Origin of the sequence: Olleya sp. 1-3 (genome assembly GCF_002836085.1) — a bacterium.
Classification (GTDB): domain Bacteria; phylum Bacteroidota; class Bacteroidia; order Flavobacteriales; family Flavobacteriaceae; genus Olleya; species Olleya namhaensis.
The window spans coordinates 401,124-418,797 of the sequence record NZ_PJBW01000001.1; the positions used below are offsets into that span (position 1 = coordinate 401,124).

Below are 17,674 nucleotides of genomic sequence, written 5' to 3' on the forward strand. Positions count from 1 at the left end.
CATGTTTAAACAATTTATAAAAAGACCCGTTTTGGCTATTGTCATTTCGGTTATCATTCTATTTATAGGGGGACTTGCCATCAAGCAACTTCCTATATCTCAGTTCCCACAAATAGCACCAACAACGGTAAATATCTTTATCGCTTATCCTGGTTCTAGTTCTGAAGTATTAGTTAATTCGACATTAATCCCATTAGAAACAGCCATTAATGGTGTACAAGATATGCGCTATATCGCGTCCGATGCAACCAGTGCCGGAGAAGCAACCATTCGTGTTATTTTTGAACCTGGGACAGATCCAAACGAAGCTGTTGTCCGAGTAAAAACACGTGTGGATCAAGTAATGCCACTATTACCAGAATTGGTACAACGTGAAGGCGTTATTATATCCCCAGTCCAACCTAGTATGTTAATGTACGTTAACCTATCTAGCACAGATAAAAATAATGATGAAAAGTTTTTATATAACTATGCTTACACTAAGGTTATACCAGAAATACAACGTATTAAAGGGATTGCAAGCGCTCAAATTTTAGGAAGCAGAAAATACGCCATGAGAGTTTGGCTAAAACCAGACCGTATGCGTGCGTATAATATTTCTGCAGAAGAAGTATTAGAAGCCATGGAGGAGCAAAGTATTTTAGCTAGACCTGGACGACTAGGACGTAGTTCTGGTATGACTGCACAATCTTTAGAATATGTACTAACTTATGAAGACCGCTATAACGAACCAGAACAATACGAAGAGATTATAATCCGTGCCAATAAAGAAGGAGAAATCATTCAATTAAAAGATATTGCAGAGGTTAATCTAGGAAGTGAGTTTTTTGATATCTACTCCAACTTAGACGGAAAACCTTCCGCGTCAATAGTATTAAAACAAACGTTTGGAAGTAACGGTAGCGATGTAATAGATGCTGTAAAAGTAAAATTAGCAGAATTAGAAGTAGAACTACCACCGGATGTAGACTTTCAAATTAGTTATGATGTGTCTAACTTTTTAGATGCGTCTATAGAACAAGTATTACACACCCTTAGGGATGCTTTTATCTTAGTTGCTATTGTAGTATTTCTATTTTTAGGGGATTGGCGTTCTACATTAATCCCGATTATAGCCGTACCCGTATCTTTAATTGGAGCCTTTTTTGTAATGCAATTATTTGGATTGTCCATCAACTTAATAACATTGTTTGCATTAGTACTAGCTATTGGTATTGTCGTCGATAATGCTATTGTCGTCGTGGAAGCCGTCCATGTTAAAATGGAAGAAGAACATCTCACCCCCTACAAAGCATCGTATGAAGTGTTGGGTGAAATTGGAGGCGCTATTGTCGCAATTACTTTGGTGATGGTTTCTGTTTTTATTCCTATTTCATTTATGACGGGGCCTGTAGGTGTTTTCTATCGTCAATTCTCTATTACTATGGCTGGTGCTATTGTTATTTCAGCAATTGTTGCATTAACACTAACACCTGTATTATGTGCCATGTTACTTAAAAACAACCATGGAAAAACTAAAAAATCACCAATAGATAAATTTATCAACTGGTTTAATAATGGTTTTGAAAAACTAACAGGTAGGTATGTCAAAATACTTAATAAAATTGTAGCAAGACGCGTAATAACCTTTGGAATATTAGCTGCTTTTTGTGCCGGTATTTATTTTACCAACAAACTATTACCAGCAGGATTTATACCTAATGAGGATCAAGGTATGATTTACGCTATTATTCAGACACCGCCAGGTGCAACGTTAGAACGCACAAACGAAGTCGCTAAAAAACTTCAGAAAATATGTGAAGAAACAGAAGGTGTAGAATCAGTATCCTCTTTAGCCGGTTACGAAATCATGACGGAGGGTCGTGGATCTAATGCCGGAACCTGTTTAATTAATCTTAAATCTTGGTCAGACCGTGAGCATACCGTGCACGAAATCATGGAAGAACTAGAAGAAGAGACTAAAGATTTAGGTGCGGTTATCGAATATTTTGAACCACCTGCTGTTCCTGGATTTGGATCTTCTGGAGGGTTTGCCATGCGTCTATTAGACAAAACGAATTCAACGGATTATCATCATTTTGAAGAGATTAACAACAACTTTATAGAAGCTCTATCTAAACGTAAAGAGCTTACAGGTTTGTTTACCTTTTTCTCTGCAAATTACCCACAATATCAATTAAAAATAAACAACAAGATTGCTATGCAAAAAGGGGTAACCATTAGCAAAGCAATGGAAAATTTGAATATTTTAATTGGTAGTACTTACGAGCAAGGTTTTATTCGTTTTGGTAGATTCTTTAAGGTTTACACACAAGCAGGACCAGAATATAGACGCTTACCATCCGATCTTGAAAAGCTTTTTGTTAAAAATGAAGAAGGAGAAATGGTACCATATTCTGCATTTATGACCATCACTAAAAAACTAGGACCTAATGAGATTACAAGATATAATCTTTACAACTCAGCATCCATTAGAGGCTTACCAGCTTCAGGATTTACAAGTGGAGATGCCATTAATGCCATTAAGGAAGTTGCTGCTAAAGAACTTCCTAGAGGTTATGATATTGCTTGGGAAGGACTGTCTTATGACGAAGCAAGTAGAGGTAACGAATCCACTTATATTTTTATAGTAGTACTAATATTTGTGTACTTTGTTTTAGCCGCACAATACGAGAGTTTTTTATTACCATTTGCAGTAATATTATCACTACCTGTGGGTGTTTTCGGGTCATTCTTCCTGTTAAAATCAATGGGGTTAGCTAACGATGTTTATGCACAAATTGGAGTCATCATGCTGGTCGGATTACTTGGTAAAAACGCAGTACTAATTGTCGAATTTGCAGTACAAAAACAACGTGAAGGTGCTACAATTCTGGAAGCAGCTATTGAAGGTTCTAGAGCCAGATTTAGACCTATTTTAATGACGTCCTTTGCCTTTATCGCTGGATTAATTCCGTTAATAGTAGCATCCGGAGCAGGTGCTATTGCCAATAAAACCATTGGTAGTTCTGCTTTAGGAGGAATGCTTATTGGAACCCTTGGTGGTGTTTTAATTATCCCTGGCTTATACTACATTTTTGCTAAAATGGCTGAAGGAAAAAGTCTTATTAAAGATGAGTCTCATGAGCCATTATCTGAAGAATTTATTAGAAATAGTGAATCTGCTGGTAAACAAACAAAAGAAAATACCGAACAAATAAGCAAATTGAAAAGTCTATTTAAAAAACTAAGCAAAAGAAACAAAGATGAATAATTTTAAAAAACATATAAAGATCAGAAAACGTTTCGTAATAGGTGTTTTAACAATACTATTCTTGTATTCTTGTGCACCTACCAGAATTGTTAGAGCAGAAAACAAGACCGTTCCTGAGCAGTATAAAAGTCAGTCAGAAGACACGACAAATACGGCCAATATGCAATGGAAAGATTTTTTCAAAGATCCTAATTTAGTCGCGTTAATAGATAGCGCTTTAGTTAATAATCAGGAGCTAAACATTATGTTACAGCAAGTGGATATAGCTAAAAACGAAATAAAAGCTAAAAAAGGAGAATACCTCCCTTTTGTTGGTGTTTACGCTGGAGCTGAAGTTGAAAAAGTTGGTGAATACACTAGGAGTGGTGCAGTAGAAAAACACTTAAATATCCGTGAAGGTGAAGAATTCCCGGAGCCTTTAACTAATTTTTCAATCGGGCTTTCTGCCTCTTGGGAACTTGATGTTTGGAAAAAACTTCGCAATGGTAAAAAAGCAGCAGTTTTAGAATATCTAGCGACTATTGAAGGTCAACATTTTATGGTAACGCAACTGGTTACAGAAATTGCAAGCTCGTATTACGAGCTTATGGCTTTAGATAATCAATTAGAAATTATTGAAGAAAACTTAGAGATCCAGCAACAAGCATTAAAAATGGTGAAACTCCAAAAAGAGGCAGCTAGAGCTACTTTATTAGCTGTAAGACGTTTTGAAGCGGATGTTTATAAAAACCAAAGCAGCAAGTTTAAAATTCAGCAAAAAATAGTTGAGACAGAAAATTTAATTAACTTTTTAGTTGGACGTTACCCACAAACAATAACTAGAAGTTCTAGCAATTTTATTACAAAAACGGTTGATAGTATATCTGCAGGAATTCCAGCTCAACTTTTAGCTAATCGTACAGATATTAGACAAGCAGAGTACGAGTTGTCTGCCTCTAAACTAAACGTGAGTGTTGCAAAAGCTAATTTTTATCCTTCTATCGGTCTTAAAGCTGGTGTAGGATTAGAAGCTTTTAAACCTAAATTTTTGACAAGCACACCTGAATCTTTACTTTACAATTTAGTGGGCGATATTGTAGCGCCATTAATTAACAGAAATGCGATAAAGGCAGAATATAAAAATGCAACTGACCAACAATTGCAAGCTCTTTTTGAATATGAAAAAACCATTTTAAATGCGTTTATTGAAGTTACAAATCAGTTGTCTAATGTGGATAATCTTAAAAAAAGCTACCAGCTTAAAGAAGATCAAGTGCAAGCACTTGCAGAATCTATAGACTTATCGCTTAGGTTATTTAAATCTGCTAGAGCAGAATACACAGAAGTGTTGCTAACCCAAAGAGAAGCTTTAGATTCTAAAATTGAAATTATAGAAACTAAAAGGGACCAGTTATTAGCTAACGTAAAACTATATCAGGCTTTAGGTGGCGGTTGGAATTAAATTGTCATGTTTTTTTAAATTTAAAAACCGCTCAAGTAATTGAGCGGTTTTTTTATATTATTTTTGTCTTATGCTGACAGTTAAAAATCTTACCTTTTCTTATAATAAAACACCTGTTTTAAAAAACCTTTCTTTTACTGCTAAACAAGGTGAAAACGTAGCCATTATAGGAGAAAGTGGCTCAGGAAAAAGCACACTATTAAATCTTATTTTTGGCGAATCCGACTTAAATCAAGGTCAGATTTTTTGGAAGGATGAACAAGTTTTGGGACCAAAATATAATTTAGTTGTAGGTTACGACTTTATGAAATACGTAAGTCAAGAATTTGACTTAATGCCTTTTATAACTGTTGAAGAAAACATTGGTAAACACCTTTCTAATTTTTTTCCAGAAGAAAAAAAAGAACGTACTGCAGAGTTACTAGAAGTTGTAGAACTTACTGAACTTGCTAAAACAAAAGTAAAAACCTTAAGTGGTGGTCAAAAACAGCGTGTAGCATTAGCACGTGCATTGGCAAAACAGCCAGAAATTATTTTATTAGACGAGCCTTTTAGTCATATTGACAACTTCCAAAAACAATCACTTAGACGTAATGTCTTTAGATATTTAAAAGACAAAAACATTACATGTGTTGTTGCAACACATGACAGAGAAGATGTTTTAGGTTTTGCAGACAGAATGATTGTTTTGTACGACAACAAAATTGTTGTTAATGATAGCCCAGAAAATTTATTTAAAAATCCAGAAGCACCAGTAATAGCTTCGTTTTTTGGCGAGTTTAATATTATTGGTGATGCTATAATATACGCACATCAATTAAAAATGGTGACCAATTCTGAGCTTAAAGCTACAGTAATACACGCTTATTTTAAAGGACACTATTACTTAATTGAAGCCTTATTAGATGATGATGTTGTGTTTTTTGAGAGTAAAACAAACTTAGAAAAAAATACTACTCAGTATTTAGAAATCACAAGATAGCATAACCACTAAAAGCACCATGATGTGTCAACGAAAAAGAGGCATCTAACAAGTCACTGTTATGCTGTAGTTTAGGCACACCAATATTGTTTTTAATAATAGTTACTTCATCTAAATTTAAAGTTTTTAAAAAGCTCCTTTTTAGGCATTTACTCTGTGCGCCATAGTCTTGACTATGATCTAAAAACCATTCACTTTTATAACTTTTATCAGACGCTATTAACGCAATAGAATAAATAAAATCTTCAGTAATTGTAGATTCTATAAAATAACGATTGTCTTCAATAATTACCTCTCCTTTAAAATTAGACAGTAAAGTACATTCCAAACGTTTTGGATTAAAAAACCGTGTCCCAAACTGTTGTACATTTACTTTATACGCAGCTTCTTTCATGCTCCAAAGTAGCCAAACCATTTGGTCTTGATCTTTAGCAGACCAAATTAATTGCTGCTCTCTTGGCGTAAAAATTTTATCTAAAAAACGTGGACGTTTCCAATTACTATCTTTAGCAGCTTGTTTTAAATCGACAATATCATTGCCTATCATTTTGCTGCTAATTTTTCGTTTACAATATCCATTGCTGCTTTTACGGACGTCATTTTTTCCATGTCGTCGTTTTCTATTCTAATATCAAATTCGTCTTCTACATCCAGAATAACATCTACTAAATTTGCTGAATTTATTTTAAGATCATTTATAAAATCAGTCGCTACAGATAAATTATTAAAAGCGTCTTCGTTTTGAATATAAGGTTGTACAATAGTTTTTAGTTTCGCGATAAGTTCTTCTTTAGTCATAGTCTAATTATATTTTTTAAAAATCACACAACCATTAACATCACCAAAACCAAAACTGGCTTTTGCTGCAATATTAAGGCTTGTATTAATAGTATGTTTTACAATTTTTTCTTCAGAAATTAGTGCAGATATTTCAGGGTGCACGTCCTCGCAATTAATATTAGGAAACACAAATTGGTGTTTTAATTGCAATACAGTAGCGACACTTTCTATACTACCCGAAGCTGCCAAACAATGACCAACCATCGCTTTTAAAGAATTTATATACGGAAAACCTGTTCCGCTTCTACCTAATGCTTTTGTCCAATTTTCGATTTCCAAACTGTCTTTTGAAGTCGCTGTTAAATGCCCATTTATAGTGTCAATATCTTCGGCTAAAATGCCCGAATCTCTAACCGCATCTTGTATGCAACGTTGCACAGCTTTAGCATTTGGAGCAGTCATTGTTCCTCCATCACGTTGTCCTCCAGAGTTTATATTTCCGCCTAAAATTTCAGCATAAATAGTCGCCTTTCTTTTTAAAGCACTTTCTAAAGACTCTAAAACTAGAGCACCTGCACCTGCGCCTGGCACAAAACCACTTGCGGTTTCACTCATTGGTCTAGAGCCTTCTTTTGGAGTTTCATTATGCTTATATGTCATCACTCGCATAGCGTCAAATCCTCCCCAAATATAGGGTCCGTCGTCACTACAACTACCAACCAACATGCGTTTTGCTTGTCCGTTTTTAATACGTTCATAACCCATTAAAATAGCTTCTGTACCTGTGGTACATGCAGATGAGTTTGTAGTTACTTGGTTACCTAAGCCCAAAATTCCGCCTAAAAAAGCACTAATTCCACTAGCCATAGTCTGTACCACAACTGTACTTCCTAATCGCTTTACCTGCTTGTCATCCAATTTATAAATAGCCTCTCTAAACTTGTCTACTCCTGAGGTTCCTGTCCCAAAAACAGTACCCGAATCAAAGTATAAATCACTATTAGGATCAACTTCAAAACCAGCATCTTTCCAAGCATCCATTCCTGCAATGCAACCATATAAAATACCAGAACTATTAAAGCCTCTTAATTGTAAAGGTGTTAAGTATTCTAACTTTTTTTCTTCGGAAATATTAGGAATTCCACCAATACAACATGAAAAATTTAAATCTGCTAATTGCTGATGAAAAGTAATTCCGGATATACCATTTTTTATAGCCTTAGTAAATGCGTCGACACCTACTCCATTTGGTGCAACGACTCCTAAACCTGTTATTACGACTCTGTTTTTCATACTTTATTAATTAAAATACACCTCGACAAACTAAATTTGATCTTTCGTTTACAATTGGTATTATTCTGCTTTCAGCATTCCTGAGATCTGTCCTCTACAAACCAATTCATTTTTCTGATTAAACATTTTTACTTTACATTTCAATTTATTGAAACGAAAGACTTCTTTTTCTGAAACTACAGTCACTGTTTCGCCTGGAAAAACAGGTAAAAAGAAATCTACTTGACTTGACGTTAAAGCTATTTGAGGTTTATTATCTTCCGAAATTTCATCCTTCAACATATAAATACCCAAACATACTACACCTATTTGCGCCATACATTCCGTCAAGATCACGCCTGGCGTAATTGGATTGTCTTTAAAATGTCCTTTGTAGAAATACTCGTCCTTTTTAAAAGTATAACTTCCCGTTACACCTTCATTGGAAATCGTGTTTAATTCATCCACGAATAAAAATGGTTCTTGATACGGTAATAGTAATATGATTTTTTCTTTCGTCATTTTTAACTAATATGTTCGCCTCCATCTACAGGGATTACACAACCATTGATCCAGCTAGCTTCATCTTTAGATAACAAATACACTGCATTTGCAACATCTTCCGGTAATGTTAATCTGTTAAATGGATTACGAAGTAAACTGTGTTCTTTAATTTTATCACTTCCAGGAATCATACGTAAAGACGCTGTATCTGTTACTCCTGCTTGGATGCAATTGGCTCTAATACCATAAGGTGCAAACTCTAAAGCAATATTTCTAGTAATGGCTTCTAATGTTACTTTTGCTGCAGAAACTGCTGCGTAATTTTTCCATGCTTTTGTATTGCCTTCACTTGTAAAACTTATGATTCTTGAATCTTCTGCGAATAATTCGGTTTCAAAAATAGCTTTAGTCCAATCAAACAAACTAATAGCCATAGCGTTTATTGTTAAATTGAAATCGTCAGTTTGAAGTGTCGGTTTTTGGTCATCCAACATTGGTTTTAAATTGCCTTTAGCAACGCTGTGTACTAATGTTCTTATTTTTCCTTCTGAGCCTAAAATTACTTTTAATTCAGAAATAATTTGCATTCTTTTTTCTTGCTTAAAAGCATCAACATTAAACGATTTAAACTGTACTCCTTCTGCTTTTATTATATCAAAATTGCTGTTAATTTCGGCTTCCTGAGTTCTTGAATTTCTGTGAATAATACAAATATTCATACCATGTTTAGCTAGCTTTTTTGCTGTAGCTAAACCCAATCCGCTTGAACCTCCTAAAATGAGTGCCCAATAGTTTTTATGTTGAAAATCTTTTGTCATAACTAATAAATCCTGTTTTAAAAGACACTTCGACTGCGCTCAGTGTGACGTTATATTTTAAAATATGTTGATAGCATTAAGAGACTTCGACAAGCTCAGCATGACATAGCAACTACCATTTGTCTTTATAATTACCATTCTAATAATATACGTTGTGCTGAAAAACCAGGTCCAAAACTCAACATTAATCCTCTATCGCCTTTTGGTAATGGTCTATCCATAAAGCGTTCTAAAACATACAAAACAGTAGCGCTGCTCATGTTTCCGTAAAGTCGCAAAACTTCTTTTGTGTCGTCTATATTCTTCCCTAAGGATCCAAATAAATCTTCTACAGTTTGCACTATTTTTTTCCCTCCTGGATGAAAAATAAGATGATCAATATCTTCAACTGTAATGTTATTACGTTCTAAAAACGGATGGACAATCATAGGGAAATGTTCTGAAATGGTTTCAGGAACAGCCTTATCTAAAATCATTTGCAAACCTGTATTTACCAATTTAAAACCCATCATGGTCTCTGCATCATAAAAATGATACATGGCTTCATCTACTATTTTTGGTCCTACTTCATCTTCATAAGACGATAAAATAACACTTGCCGCACCATCTCCAAAAATGGCAGCACTAACTATATTAACCATTGAAAAATCATCTAGCTGAAACGTTGCTGTTGGCGACTCAACCGCAATGACAGCTGCACGTTTATTAGGATTTGCTTTTAGAAAATTCTTGGCGTAAATAATACCTGAAACACCTGCTGCACATCCCATTTCCGTAACAGGTAACCTAACAATATCCTGCTTCATCTTTAGATTATTTATCAAATAAGCATCTACAGAAGGAATCATAATACCTGTGCAACTTACTGTAATTATATAATCAATATCAGTTGGTTTTAGCGCTGCTTTATCTAATGCTTTTACCAAAGATTGCTCTGCTAATTTTACTACTTCACGAGCGTAAATATCATTTTTTTCTTGAAAAGATGTATTTGTAAAAACTTCTTCTGCATCCATTATAGAGTAGCGCTTGTCAACACCTGCGCCTTCAAAAAGTTTGATAACTTTACGCTGAAAACGGTCGTCTTGACCAGTCATCCAAAGTTTTAAAAAAGGAATAATATCCTTAGTTTCTCTAGTGTACTTTGGAAGTTGTTTGGCTACTGCTGTTATTTTTACGCTCATATTATTGTTGCTTCAAAATCCATTGAAAACGAAACGCCCACTTCCATTGGATCTGATAATTTGCATTTATTTGTTTTGAAATAGTTGTCAACTCTTCCCTTTTGAATCCTCTTAAAACAGAGGTTAGTCCATCTTCCACTATTGTTTTGTTCTTGATAGTTGTACATAACAGTTTAAACAGATAATAGGCTAATTTATGTCTGTGTAAATCATTAACCACTATACCTAATTTTGCTTTTTGCAACACAGGTTTTAAAAACGAAACCAATTGATCCTCTTTAAAATGATGCAAAAATAAAGTGGTTAATACTAAGTCGTACTCTAAGTTATTGAACTGATCTGAAAATATATCTATTGCTTCAAAACTTACGTTATCGTATTTTTGCGATAATAAATTAGCATAATTAACTGTATGAGGGTTTGCATCAATCCCTATTAGTTTAAAATTATAGTTGTTTTTCTTTCCAAAAAGTGATATTTCTCTTAATATATCTCCTCCTCCACACCCCAAATCAATGATTGTTATAGCTTCTGATTTATTATGGTTTTTAAGTGCTTTTTTTAAGCCATTAATAGTCACAATGTTTCCGCCTAACCATTGATTAATTTTGGCTAATTTATCTAATGCATCATGAAGTATTGGACCATTATAATCCAAATCGTCCATTATTTCTTCTGCTTCACTTCTATATTTTGTATTTACTAAAACACTCATTTAATTGTCATTGTTTTACCGTGTGTACGCTTAATAATTTGTGGCAAAATACTTGGTATTGTTTTTACGATACGTATTAAAACCTCAGCCAATTTGTTGTAACTAAATAGCTTTGCTACAATATGACCTGTTGTTAATCGCGATTTAAACTCGGTATTCCATTCTCTAAGATACTGTTTTTCTAATCCTTTTCTGTCCTTTATTGCACCATTAAAAAATTGAATAATTAATAGTGATGCCATTTGTGCACTGCGTATTGCCATGCTCATTCCGTTACCACATAAAGGATGAATCATTCCTGCAGTATCGCCACACATTAACATATGGTTTTCTATAGGGTTTTTGGTTTCGAAAGAAATCTGACTAATAGTTAAAGGCGTTTCAAAAACTGAAGTTGTGTTTTCAAATACTGATTTTAAAGCGGTATTTTTATAAAGCACTTTTCGCTGAAACTCGTCAATATCTTTATACTTTTTAAAAGCCTCAAAATTGGTGATGTAGCATACATTTATACTATCGTCTTCTACTTTTGAGATCCCACAATAACCACCTTCAAAATTATGAAGCGCCACTAAGTTTTCAGGAAAAACGCCTTTTAAATGTGTTTTAACTGCTAAAAAAGGGGATTTGTTTTTAATGAAATTACGATTGAGCTTAACATCCAAATTAGCACGTTTGCCATAAGCACCAATCACTATTTTTGAAGTATACTTATTTGATTTAGTTTCAACCGAAAACACATCATTAGCAAACGTTACATTTTCTACAGTATCTTGAGTAATGGTAGCCTGATTTGCTAATGCAACTTTTGCCAATTGGTTATCTAAACAATAGCGACTAATACCAAAACCACCAAGAGGCAAATTGGCCTTTACAAGCTTGTTTTTAGGTGTAGATAGTTCAAATTTATCAATCCTTTTTGCGCCTAGTTTAAAAACGTCTACTCCCAGAAAGTTTAAATAAGGTAAGACTTCGTTAGAAATATACTCGCCACAAACCTTATGTTTTGGATACTCGTTTTTTTCGATAACCAAAACACTATGCTTATTTTTTGATAAATGGATAGCACTACTAAGACCTGCTAATCCTCCACCAATAATAATAACATCAAAATTTGAGGGAATTATATTCAACTTTTTTCTAATTCAATTTTACTAAAGATACCTCGAAAATTGTTGATTTAGACGTTAGTTAACATTTGTTATTGAAAAATTTTGTTCCCTAAAAACAATATCATCGCCAATTGTTTTACCCAAAAGCAATTGTGCAATAGGCGTATTGGCTGCAATTGCATAAAATTTTTGAGTGTCAACCTCTAGCTCTCCAGCACTTATAGCAATGTAATAATTGGATTTTGTAGTATAAACAACACTACCTAAGCCAATAATTTTAGAGGTCTTTTCTGTACTTATTTTGACTAGTAACTGGTTTACTTTTTGGATTTGAGCTAATTGATGTCCTGCTTTTTCGCGTTCTAACTGCACCATAGCTCGCCCAGTCTCATGCTTATCACCAGCACTACTTTTAGTCTCAGAGGTTAAGGATTCTTGTAATTCTGAAATTGTTTTATTTATGGTATCCAGCCTATTTTTTGTAAACAAAGCGCAACTATCATGCAATGCTTGTTTAATCTTTACTGTGCTATTCATCCTCCGTTTTATAATTTAAAGTACCATAAAAATTCATCTGTGTCATTATCCAACTTTTTCTAGATGCTATATAATTAGTCACCGGATTTGCTTTATATTTTCTCGGGTTGGGTAATATTGCTGCTATAGCAGAGGCTTCTAATTTTGATAATTTTGAAGCTGGTTTTTTAAACCAATATTGAGCTGCCGACTCTGCGCCATATATACCGTTGCCCATTTCTATACTATTTAAGTAGACTTCCATAATACGTTCTTTATCCCAAATGGTCTCTATTAAAAACGTAAAATAAACTTCTAAACCTTTACGTAACCAACTACGCTGTGGCCATAAAAATACATTTTTTGCTGTTTGCTGACTTATGGTACTTCCGCCTTTAACACGTTTTCCTTTTTTATTGTTTTCGTACGCTTTTTCAATTGCATTTAAGTCAAACCCTGTATGTTTTAAAAAACTTTGATCTTCGCTACAAATAACTGCTAACTGCAAATTTTTGGATATGTTTTCTATTGGCTCCCAATCGTGATTCAATAATTTTGGACTGTCTTTTTCAAAATATCTAATAACCATTAAAGGTGTTATTGGTACCGGTACCCATTTGTAAAACACAACTATCCCAACTGTTATAATAACAAACCAAACGAGTATTTTAGCAATAAACCTGAAAATATTATGCATGCTTTTATTCTATAAGATTGGCTAATTCTTCTCCAATCAAACTACCTATCGCTACTCCCATACCACCAAGACGTACGCCACAAAACACATTATTACTAAGTTGCTTTACTATTGGTTTTTTTTGACTACCCACGCCCATAATTCCGCTCCAGCGATGTTCTACTTCAAAAGGCGTGTTTGGTAAGATAGTTGTTTTTAAAAGTGATTCTAATGTGTTTTGAATTAAGTCCGTTTGGGTTAACACTGTAGTTTCTTCGCCTTTAAAATCTAGATTACGGCCACCTCCAAATAGTATTCTACTATCGATGTTACGGAAATAATAATACCCTTCATCCAAATGAAACGTACCTTTAATATGAAGGTTTTTTATAGGCTTTGTAATTAAAACTTGCGCTCTTGCTGGTTTAACTTCCGGAATATTTAAAACTGAAGCGAAGCCATTTGTAGCTATTAATAATTTTGAAGTCGAAAAACTAAATTGATTAGTTTCAACTTTAACAGCATTTGCATCTTCTGAAAAATTAGACACCGAAACATTATTAAGTATTTTAATGCCTTTTAACAGCGCTTTTTGCAATAAAGCCTCCATCATACGACCTGTGTCTATTTGTCCTTCATATTGATTAAAACAGTAGTGATTCTTGATGTTATTAAAACCAAAGGTGTTGTCTTTTAAACTAAAGACGTTGTCTCCAAAAACAGGTTTCAATAAATTATTAACCAACGTTTTTTGTTTTAAGCAGGTTTCAAATAAATCATCGCTAGTATTAAACAATTCGTAGCCTCCTAGTTGTTGGTAATCTATGGTTTTGTCGCCAAGATTGTCTCTTAATTTTTGTAATCCTTTGACGCGTTTTTGCACCAAATCTAAAACCTCTTGTTCTGTATGTGTTTTAAGATCGTCTACAATTTCTGACAAGCTTCCAAAACAAGCAAAACCTGCATTTTTTGTGCTTGCTCCTTGAGGTAAAGTTCCTTTCTCTAAAATTAAAATGTTAGCTTTTGGAAAGCGTGTTTTTAATTGCAGTGCGCAATTTAAACCCACAATTCCACTACCAACAATAGTATAATCTACGTTGGTTAGCCATGATTTTATTTCCCAATAACTTAATGTCATTTTAGTAAGGTACTAAATTTGTTTATTCTTTCTGATTAATAAAAAACTGAGCAAGCGCATTAATGTCTTTATTTTTTAAATTGACTTCACCACTTACATCAATTGTTTCCTCGTGATTACTAATTCCATTAAGCTTTAAAGTTAACAGTTTATCCATATAATTAAACGCTATTGGAAAGTGATTTTGCTCCTGTAGTTTTTTAAAATCAACAGTTAATGCCAAAACCTTTAATGGTTCTATTTTTTTGGTTTCAAAAACACGAGTATCACCTGTGCTTAAAAGCAAACCATTAGTTGTACTGTCTACATTAAATTGATATAAAGGAAATAAGTCTTTACTAATCCTATTAGTGTTTATAATACCTACCTGTTTTAAATACTTATATAGTTTTGTCCCTTGAGTAGACATTTGAATATTAATTTCTGGCACTTCTTTTTCTACAGCAGTTTGTGTTGCTACTTTTTCAAAATCATCATTAAATTGATATGTAATTACCGAATCTATTTGTGTCGTTTTTCTTGCTAATTCTACACCTAAATACCCTTTAAAATAAGCACTTAAACTATCTGTTTGCACCGTAAAATCTTTATGTTTAAAAGACACATAATTAACCGTTGACACTGCATTTAAATCAAGTGTAATACTAGCATCACTAGAAAATTTGCTTGCAATAATTACTTTGGGCACATCTAAATATTCTGGTAAAATAAAGTTGCCATTTATTAACAATTGTCCTGATTTAAAATCTAAATTTAAGTTATTATTTTTAGTGATATAATTAACATGCGCAGTCGCTGCTTTAAGCTTTGACCATTTCTGATCTGATTGATCCAATGTAATACCATTATTAAGAAGGTCTTCAAACACAAGGTTAACATCCTCTTGATTTTGACTAAACACAACAACACATTGCTTAGCATTAAAACCAATTTGCATTTTTTTGTCTTTTGTAAATGCAGTCGTAATAGTTTGGGATGATTTAAAATTTTTAAACTGAAATTTAGAAGTAATAAAGTTTTTAAATGCTGAAGAATCTGAAATTTTAAACGACGTAAAAACAGTTGTTTTTGAGTAATTATTTAGAGTATACAAAAATAGGTTTGCAGGAACAGAAACGCCTTTATCATCAGATTTTTTATCATCCTCAGACTCTTTTTTTGAATCTTTTTTTAAATAATACGACGGGTTTTTAATCGCATTAAAAGCAATAGATTGAAAGATCCCATCTACTCTAACTTTTACAATTTGATTGGCATTTTTATGTATCACATCTTTATAGGACGTATAATCACGATACATTAAAACACCTTTAAAAATTAAGAGCAGCACACTAATACTAATGGCTGCTCTTTTTAATATTTTTTTAAACTTCATTACCTATTACTTTGCAAATTTATCGATAATAGTAAAAATGTACTTTAATGCATTTTTTTCTGATCCAGGAACACCAACTACCATCTTAGTCTCAACGGTATTACCTTTTATTTTTGAAGCCGTCATATAAGCATCCTCAGACGTATTTAAAAACCACTCTAACTTTCCGCTTCCGTCAAGCCCCATTTCTTCAATTGGTAATTGAGAAGCCAACTGCTCTGCGCTTACAAATAATGAAGTGCTATTATCTAACATCCTTTTTTTATGTTTAGAAGATAACTTAGCATCAAAAGTACCCGTTGTTATTTTTCTCATTTCAGCTTTTGATGTTCCTAAAAATGCAATACCATCTTTAATTACAAAGTGCAATGATAATGGGCTTTTTGGAATTACAAAAGTGTAATAACCATTATCAAAAGTCACCATCTCTTTATTTACAGCATACTTTATTAACTTAGTAAACATGCTAGAATCTTCAGTAGATGCCATTAATAAAAAGTCCGGAATTGTTTCTGTTTTAGTTTTTTCAACTTCGATATATTCGTAATCATCATTATAATCATACGTCGTATACGTTACTTCTTGTTTAGAGATACCAGATAATAAAAATAATAAATCACCATTTAACACCTCCCCAACTGCTGCTTCATCCAATAATAAAGAAAACATATCAAGTCCTAAAACAGCTTCTTCTCCGTAATATGGTATGTTTTTATAAATAGACTTTAAAATTATAGGATACTCTTCTAATGTTGCTTTTGTATCCATAGCATAACTCATGTAACCAATCATTCTATCTTCGTTAACATAGTCTAAAAACTTTTTATTAAGCTTTCTAGAGGTCATTTTCTTATAGCTCTCCGCCATTTGATCAGACATTCTGTAGCTAGTACTAAGCTCCATTCTGTCGTTTTCAAGTAATAACTTTGCACTTAAACCATTGTTAGCATACATCTGACCTAAATCAAATCCGGCTAACTCGCTAAAATATACCCCCCCTAAAACATTAGAATACAACTGGCCAAAATCGTGTACCCACAATGTTGCTTCTGCATTGTCATCTAAACTTTTTAAGTAAGATTTATTTTTTAAGATCGAGCGATTAGGTGATTGCTTTAAAATTTGTATTGCCTTTAATGTAGCCCAATTTTCAGATAATTCTCGCTTTATTTTGTTATTTGCATCATACACATCGTAATAACTATAGTTGTCATCGTTATCGTTGTAATCTTCTGTAGACTCAATAACCGTTTCTTCTATTTCTTCTTCTTCATATACTTCTTCAGACACTTCTGTAGACTCTATAACTGTTTCCTCTACTTCCTCTTCATATACTTCTGTTGATTCCACAATCGTTTCTTCTTCATCGTATGCTTCCGCAGATTCAGATTTAAGACCATAACGCGCCATTACGGTTTTATCTTGAAAAAAATAATTATTCATTGATGCGTCCACGACAACTAAAGCTGAAGCATCCCAAAAGATTGCGCTTTCGTTTTGTCCCTGAATTGTTCTAACACCGTTTTGACTAACTATCTCTTTTTTACCTTGCGACGATACTAAGGCTTCAAATTTATTAACGTCCTTCATAGGGACAATAAAAGCGTTATAATTTATACTATCATTTGCTTGAAAAAAGTAATGTGAAGACGCTCCTAAATTAAAACCAAAGTCCTCTAAAGATTTAAAGTCGCTGTTTTTTCTAGACATTTCTTTTAACGTTTCAATACCTACAAAAGAGTTATTAATCTCTTCCATAGAAATTAATTGCAGTAGATTTTTTCCTTTAATAGTCGCTACAATAGAAGCATCACTAGGTATTTTAGATATTGTGTTTTGTGCTACTGCAACTACCGAAAGGCAAAGCATGATTAGGCATGATAATTTTTTCATTACTATATTGGTTGT

Annotated in this window: 16 protein-coding genes; 3 read left to right on the forward strand and 13 right to left on the reverse strand. The window is 33.4% G+C overall.

The window, feature by feature from the left end:
- Position 1: 1 nt before the first annotated feature.
- From CXF54_RS01745 to CXF54_RS01755, 3 genes are all read left to right on the forward strand, one after another.
- Positions 2-3,253, forward strand: coding sequence for an efflux RND transporter permease subunit (locus tag CXF54_RS01745; RefSeq protein WP_101202193.1), 3,252 nt, complete (start codon positions 2-4; stop codon positions 3,251-3,253).
- Entirely contained in the window at positions 3,246-4,694 is a 1,449-nt protein-coding gene (locus CXF54_RS01750) for a TolC family protein (RefSeq protein ID WP_101202194.1), read from the forward strand. Before CXF54_RS01745 ends, CXF54_RS01750 begins: the two co-directional genes overlap by 8 nt.
- 70 nt (positions 4,695-4,764) lie before the next feature.
- A complete protein-coding gene (locus CXF54_RS01755) occupies positions 4,765-5,676 on the forward strand; it encodes an ABC transporter ATP-binding protein (RefSeq protein WP_101202195.1) in 912 nt (303 codons plus the stop codon).
- Here CXF54_RS01755 and CXF54_RS01760 read toward each other — a convergent pair.
- The 13 genes from CXF54_RS01760 to CXF54_RS01820 form a co-directional block, all read right to left on the reverse strand.
- Positions 5,666-6,223, reverse strand: coding sequence for a 4'-phosphopantetheinyl transferase superfamily protein (locus CXF54_RS01760; protein ID WP_101202196.1), 558 nt, complete (start codon positions 6,221-6,223; stop codon positions 5,666-5,668). The two genes, CXF54_RS01755 and CXF54_RS01760, sit on opposite strands and share 11 nt — an antisense overlap.
- A complete protein-coding gene (locus tag CXF54_RS01765; RefSeq protein ID WP_101202197.1) occupies positions 6,220-6,474 on the reverse strand; it encodes an acyl carrier protein in 255 nt (84 codons plus the stop codon). Before CXF54_RS01765 ends, CXF54_RS01760 begins: the two co-directional genes overlap by 4 nt.
- A 3-nt stretch (positions 6,475-6,477) precedes the next feature.
- Positions 6,478-7,749, reverse strand: coding sequence for a beta-ketoacyl-[acyl-carrier-protein] synthase family protein (locus CXF54_RS01770; RefSeq protein WP_101202198.1), 1,272 nt, complete (start codon positions 7,747-7,749; stop codon positions 6,478-6,480).
- Between the two features lie 60 nt (positions 7,750-7,809).
- A complete protein-coding gene (locus tag CXF54_RS01775) occupies positions 7,810-8,250 on the reverse strand; it encodes a 3-hydroxyacyl-ACP dehydratase FabZ family protein (RefSeq protein ID WP_101202199.1) in 441 nt (146 codons plus the stop codon).
- 2 nt (positions 8,251-8,252) lie between these two features.
- A complete protein-coding gene (locus tag CXF54_RS01780) occupies positions 8,253-9,050 on the reverse strand; it encodes an SDR family oxidoreductase (protein WP_101202200.1) in 798 nt (265 codons plus the stop codon).
- Between the two features lie 131 nt (positions 9,051-9,181).
- Positions 9,182-10,234 (reverse strand): type III polyketide synthase, encoded by a 1,053-nt coding sequence (locus tag CXF54_RS01785; protein WP_101202201.1) that lies wholly within the window; start codon positions 10,232-10,234, stop codon positions 9,182-9,184.
- Between the two features lies 1 nt (position 10,235).
- Positions 10,236-10,949 carry a methyltransferase domain-containing protein gene (locus CXF54_RS01790; protein ID WP_101202202.1) on the reverse strand — a complete coding sequence of 238 codons (714 nt, stop codon included), beginning with the start codon at positions 10,947-10,949 and terminating at the stop codon, positions 10,236-10,238.
- Positions 10,946-12,073 carry an NAD(P)/FAD-dependent oxidoreductase gene (locus tag CXF54_RS01795; RefSeq protein WP_101202248.1) on the reverse strand — a complete coding sequence of 376 codons (1,128 nt, stop codon included), beginning with the start codon at positions 12,071-12,073 and terminating at the stop codon, positions 10,946-10,948. Before CXF54_RS01795 ends, CXF54_RS01790 begins: the two co-directional genes overlap by 4 nt.
- A 63-nt stretch (positions 12,074-12,136) precedes the next feature.
- Positions 12,137-12,598 carry a 3-oxoacyl-ACP synthase gene (locus tag CXF54_RS01800; RefSeq protein ID WP_101202203.1) on the reverse strand — a complete coding sequence of 154 codons (462 nt, stop codon included), beginning with the start codon at positions 12,596-12,598 and terminating at the stop codon, positions 12,137-12,139.
- A complete protein-coding gene (mtgA, locus tag CXF54_RS01805; protein WP_101202204.1) occupies positions 12,591-13,274 on the reverse strand; it encodes a monofunctional biosynthetic peptidoglycan transglycosylase in 684 nt (227 codons plus the stop codon). The genes CXF54_RS01800 and mtgA overlap by 8 nt, the downstream gene beginning before the upstream one ends.
- Positions 13,275-13,278: 4 nt before the next feature.
- Complete coding sequence (locus tag CXF54_RS01810; protein ID WP_101202205.1) at positions 13,279-14,391, reverse strand: NAD(P)/FAD-dependent oxidoreductase; 1,113 nt, start codon at positions 14,389-14,391, stop codon at positions 13,279-13,281.
- A gap of 22 nt (positions 14,392-14,413) precedes the next feature.
- Positions 14,414-15,766 carry a hypothetical protein gene (locus CXF54_RS01815; protein WP_101202206.1) on the reverse strand — a complete coding sequence of 451 codons (1,353 nt, stop codon included), beginning with the start codon at positions 15,764-15,766 and terminating at the stop codon, positions 14,414-14,416.
- 6 nt (positions 15,767-15,772) lie between these two features.
- Entirely contained in the window at positions 15,773-17,659 is a 1,887-nt protein-coding gene (locus CXF54_RS01820) for a hypothetical protein (RefSeq protein WP_157823370.1), read from the reverse strand.
- Positions 17,660-17,674: the final 15 nt, after the last annotated feature.